The sequence below is a fragment of the Synechococcus sp. OH2 genome (genome assembly GCF_047462155.1).
Classification (GTDB): domain Bacteria; phylum Cyanobacteriota; class Cyanobacteriia; order Thermostichales; family Thermostichaceae; genus Thermostichus.
Genome location: NZ_JANSIR010000006.1, coordinates 15249 through 18942, shown reverse-complemented (window position 1 = coordinate 18942; position 3694 = coordinate 15249). Strand labels below are relative to the sequence as shown.

At 60.7% G+C, this 3694-nt stretch carries 4 protein-coding genes; 3 read left to right on the top strand and 1 reads right to left on the bottom strand.

From position 1 onward, the window contains the following. The 3 genes from NW835_RS00385 to groL all read left to right on the top strand — a co-directional run. On the top strand, window positions 1–704 hold a 704-nt coding region (locus NW835_RS00385), incomplete at its 5' end, for an NAD(P)/FAD-dependent oxidoreductase (RefSeq protein WP_414414225.1). A 77-nt stretch (window positions 705–781) separates the two neighbouring features. Next, window positions 782–1111: a 30S ribosomal protein PSRP-3 gene (locus NW835_RS00380; protein ID WP_414364441.1), complete on the top strand. Its 330-nt coding sequence runs from the start codon at window positions 782–784 to the stop codon at window positions 1109–1111. Window positions 1112–1321: 210 nt separating this feature from the next. Beyond that, complete coding sequence (gene groL, locus NW835_RS00375; protein ID WP_414364414.1) at window positions 1322–2950, top strand: chaperonin GroEL; 1629 nt, start codon at window positions 1322–1324, stop codon at window positions 2948–2950. A gap of 33 nt (window positions 2951–2983) precedes the next feature. Here groL and NW835_RS00370 read toward each other — a convergent pair. Continuing rightward, the coding region (locus NW835_RS00370; protein ID WP_414414224.1) for an amino acid--tRNA ligase-related protein at window positions 2984–3694 on the bottom strand (711 nt) is incomplete at its 5' end.

The window sequence follows — 3694 nt, the reverse complement described above, 5'->3', positions numbered from 1 at the left end:
GGGCCCTCTACTCGCCCCAAGATCGGCAGATCCAACCCCGCCTCCTCACGCAGGCGCTTGTGGAAGCAGCCCAGCGTAGAGGCTGCCGCTTTTTCTTTCACCAGCCGGTTCAGAAGATGCAGCGCAGCCCGGATCCTCCCTTTCGCCTGCAGGCAGTTTATACGCCGGCCTTTACCTTCTCGGCAGGCTATGTCGTTCTCGCTGCCGGCCTGGGCAGCTCCCCTTTGGCTGAGGAGCTGGGGTTGCAGATACCGCTGCAGGCTGTCAAGGGCCAGGCCCTGCGGATCAAAGCCGCTGGGATCCCTCTGGGGCCGGTCGTGAGCGCCGCGGATCTGCACCTGGTTCCCCTCGGCGATGGATCCCTGTGGGTGGGGGCAACCGTGGAGTTTCAGGCCACCCAGCCTGAGCCGACGCTGCTGGCCTTACAGGATCTGCTGGCCCACGCCATCCAGCTTTGCCCGGCCCTAGCCGAAGCCACCCTGCTGGAGCACTGGGCCGGCCATCGACCCCGACCGCTGGGGCAGCGTGCCCCCATCCTGGGGCCGGCTCCCGGCTATGTCAATCTTTTTGTTGCCACTGGCCACTACCGCAATGGGGTGTTGCTAGCCCCGATTAGCGCCGCCGTCCTGAGAGATTTGGTGCTGAAAGGGAAAACAGCCCTCTGCGATCTAAGCGCTTTTGCCCCAAGACCTAAACAGGGCTGAGCGGGCCTATCCCCTGAGGGATCCGGACTTATGTCAGAATAGAAGGCTGCCCGGCTCAGGCCGAGCCAGCGTGTGACCTGTCGAGTCCTGCAAAGGAGAAAAGAGCCTTGCCGAAACTTGCCCTAAAAGCTCTCTGGCTGGAAAACGATTTGGCCATTGCCGTGGATCAGGTGGTGGCCAAAAACCGCAGCCCCCTCACCCGCTACTTCTTCTGGCCGCGAGATGACGCCTGGGAACAGCTCAAAGCTGAGCTGGAGAGCAAAACTTGGATCAGCGAGGAAGATCGCATCACTCTGCTCAACCAAGCCACTGAACTGATCAACTACTGGCAAAACGGCGGACGCGAGCGCCCCATCAGCGAAGCCCAAGCCCAGTTTCCCGACATCCTCATCGGTGGCAACGCCTAACTCTCCCATCCCTGCTAGGGCCGCGACTCCAAACTCAACTCATCTTGCTGGGGATCCCGCTTTTGGGTTAGATTAGCACTCGAGGTTTCAGAGTGCTAACTCTGCACTCGGCCAAGCCGATGGATCGCTGGGGCTCTTCTGGGATCCCACTCTGCCTAGCAGCACTCAGCGCTAAGTAGCCCAGTTAAAATTACGAGGATCGCGGATTCTATGGCCAAGCAGATTCTGTTTAAAGAAGAGGCCCGCAAGGCATTGGAGCAGGGCATCAATCAACTGGCGGATGCAATCAAGGTTACGGTTGGCCCCAAAGGGCGCAACGTTGTTCTGGAGAAGAAGTTTGGCGCTCCCCAGATCGTCAACGACGGGGTCACCATTGCCAAAGAAATTGAGTTGGCGGATCCTTTGGAGAACACCGGTGCCCAGTTGATGCGAGAAGTGGCCACCAAGACCAACGACGTGGCCGGAGACGGCACCACCACAGCCACCATTTTGGCCCAGAGCATGGTGCGGGAAGGGCTGAAGAATATTTCGGCAGGATCCAACCCCGTAGCCTTGCGGCGCGGCATCGAGAAGACCACCGCCTACCTGGTGAAGCAAATTGCCGCCCATGCCAAGCCTGTGGAAGGCCGCAAGACCATCGCCGAGGTGGCTACCATCTCTGCCGGCAACGACCCGGAAGTGGGGGAGATGATTGCCAAAGCCATGGATGCCGTGGGGCGAGATGGGGTGATCACGGTCGAAGAGTCCAAGTCGCTGGAAACCCAATTGGAAGTTGTCGAAGGGATGCAGTTCGACCGCGGCTACATTTCCCCTTATTTCGTGACTGATACGGAGCGGATGGTGGCCGAATACGAAAATGCCTATCTGCTCATCACCAGCAACAAGCTCTCCAGCCTACAAGATCTGGTGCCTGTTCTGGAGCGAGTGGCACGAGAGGGGCGGCCGCTGCTGGTCATTGCGGAAGATGTCGAAGGAGAGGCGCTGGCCACCTTGGTGGTGAACCGCCTGCGGGGGGTGTTGAACGCGGTGGCGGTGAAGGCGCCGGCTTTTGGGGATCGACGCAAGGCCATGTTGGAGGACATTGCCATCCTCACTGGTGGGCAGCTCATCTCCGAAGATATTGGCATCAAACTGGAAAATGTCACCCTAGACATGATGGGGGTGGCCCGCAAGATTACCGTTACCAAAGACAAGACCACCATTGTCACCGATGGCAGCACCAAAGCGGCGGTGGAGAAGCGGGTGGCCCAACTCCGCAAGCAACTGGAGACCACCGATTCCGAGTACGACCGCGAGAAGCTGCAGGAGCGGATCGCCAAGCTGGCCGGTGGGGTGGCGGTGATCAAGGTGGGGGCTGCCACCGAAACGGAGCTCAAGGATCGCAAGCTGCGCATTGAAGATGCCCTCAATGCCACGCGGGCGGCAGTGGAGGAAGGGATTGTCCCCGGTGGCGGGGCAACGCTGCTGCATCTTTCCAAAGGGATCCCGGCCTTTAAGGCCACCTTGAACGCAGAAGAGCAGGTGGGGGCGGACATCGTCTGCCGGGCTTTACAGGCGCCGCTCTATCAGATTGCCCACAATGCTGGCCTGGAGGGGTCTGTGGTGGTGGAAAAGGTTCTGGAGAAGGAGATGCCCTTTGGCTTCGACGCCCTGACCGGAACCTATGTCGATATGTTTGCCCAGGGGATCGTGGATCCGGCCAAGGTGGTGCGCTCGGCGCTGCAAAACGCGGCTTCCATCGCCGCCATGTACCTCACCACTGAAGCCATTGTGGTGGAAAAGCCCGAACCTAAGACGAAAACAGGAACAGGCCGCTCCGGCGGTGCGGGGATGATGTAACTTCCCTGAACCGTGCCCTTGTAGCATAGGCCCCTATCCAGGGGCTTTTTCCTGTTCAGGGCTTTCTCCCGTCTCCGGTCGCAGCAGCGGGAAGGCGATGACATCACGGATGCTAGGGGCGTCGCACAGCAGCATCGCCAGACGGTCGATGCCGATGCCCAGGCCGCCGGTGGGAGGAAGGCCGTACTCCAGGGCGGTGAGGAAGTCCTCGTCGAGAAAGTGGGCCTCTTCGTCTCCGGCTGCCTTCAGGGCCGCCTGGGCCTCCAGCCGCTGCCGTTGGTCTACCGGGTCGGTCAGCTCCGAGTAGGCGTTGGCCGTCTCTCGCCCGACGATAAACAGCTCAAAGCGCTCCGCCAACCCCGGCTTGCTGCGGTGGGGCTTGGTGAGCGGACATACCTCCAGGGGATAGTCCAGAACAAAAGTCGGCTGGCGCAGACGGCTTTCGCAGCAGTGCTCGAAGGCTTTGACCAGCAGCTTGCCAGGGGAGTCCTGGGGGGAGAGATCGGGGATCCCCTGCTCGGCCAGGGCGGGCAAGAGCTCGGCGGTGGATCCCTTTTCCACGTCGATGAAGATGCCGGTGGCCTCTTCCACCAACTCCTGTATCGTCACCCGCCGCCAGGGTGGGGTGAGGTCGATGGCTTCCCCTTGGTAAGTAATTTGCAGGGATCCCCGTACCGCCAGGGCGGCGTTGCAGACCAGGGTTTCGGTCAGCTCCATCATGGTGTGGTAGTCGGCAAAGGCTTG

Bases quoted from the DNA above. Each gene is read 5' to 3' on its own strand.
- groL (WP_414364414.1), top strand. From the start codon at position 1,322: ATGGCCAAGCAGATTCTGTTTAAAGAAGAGGCCCGCAAGGCATTGGAG.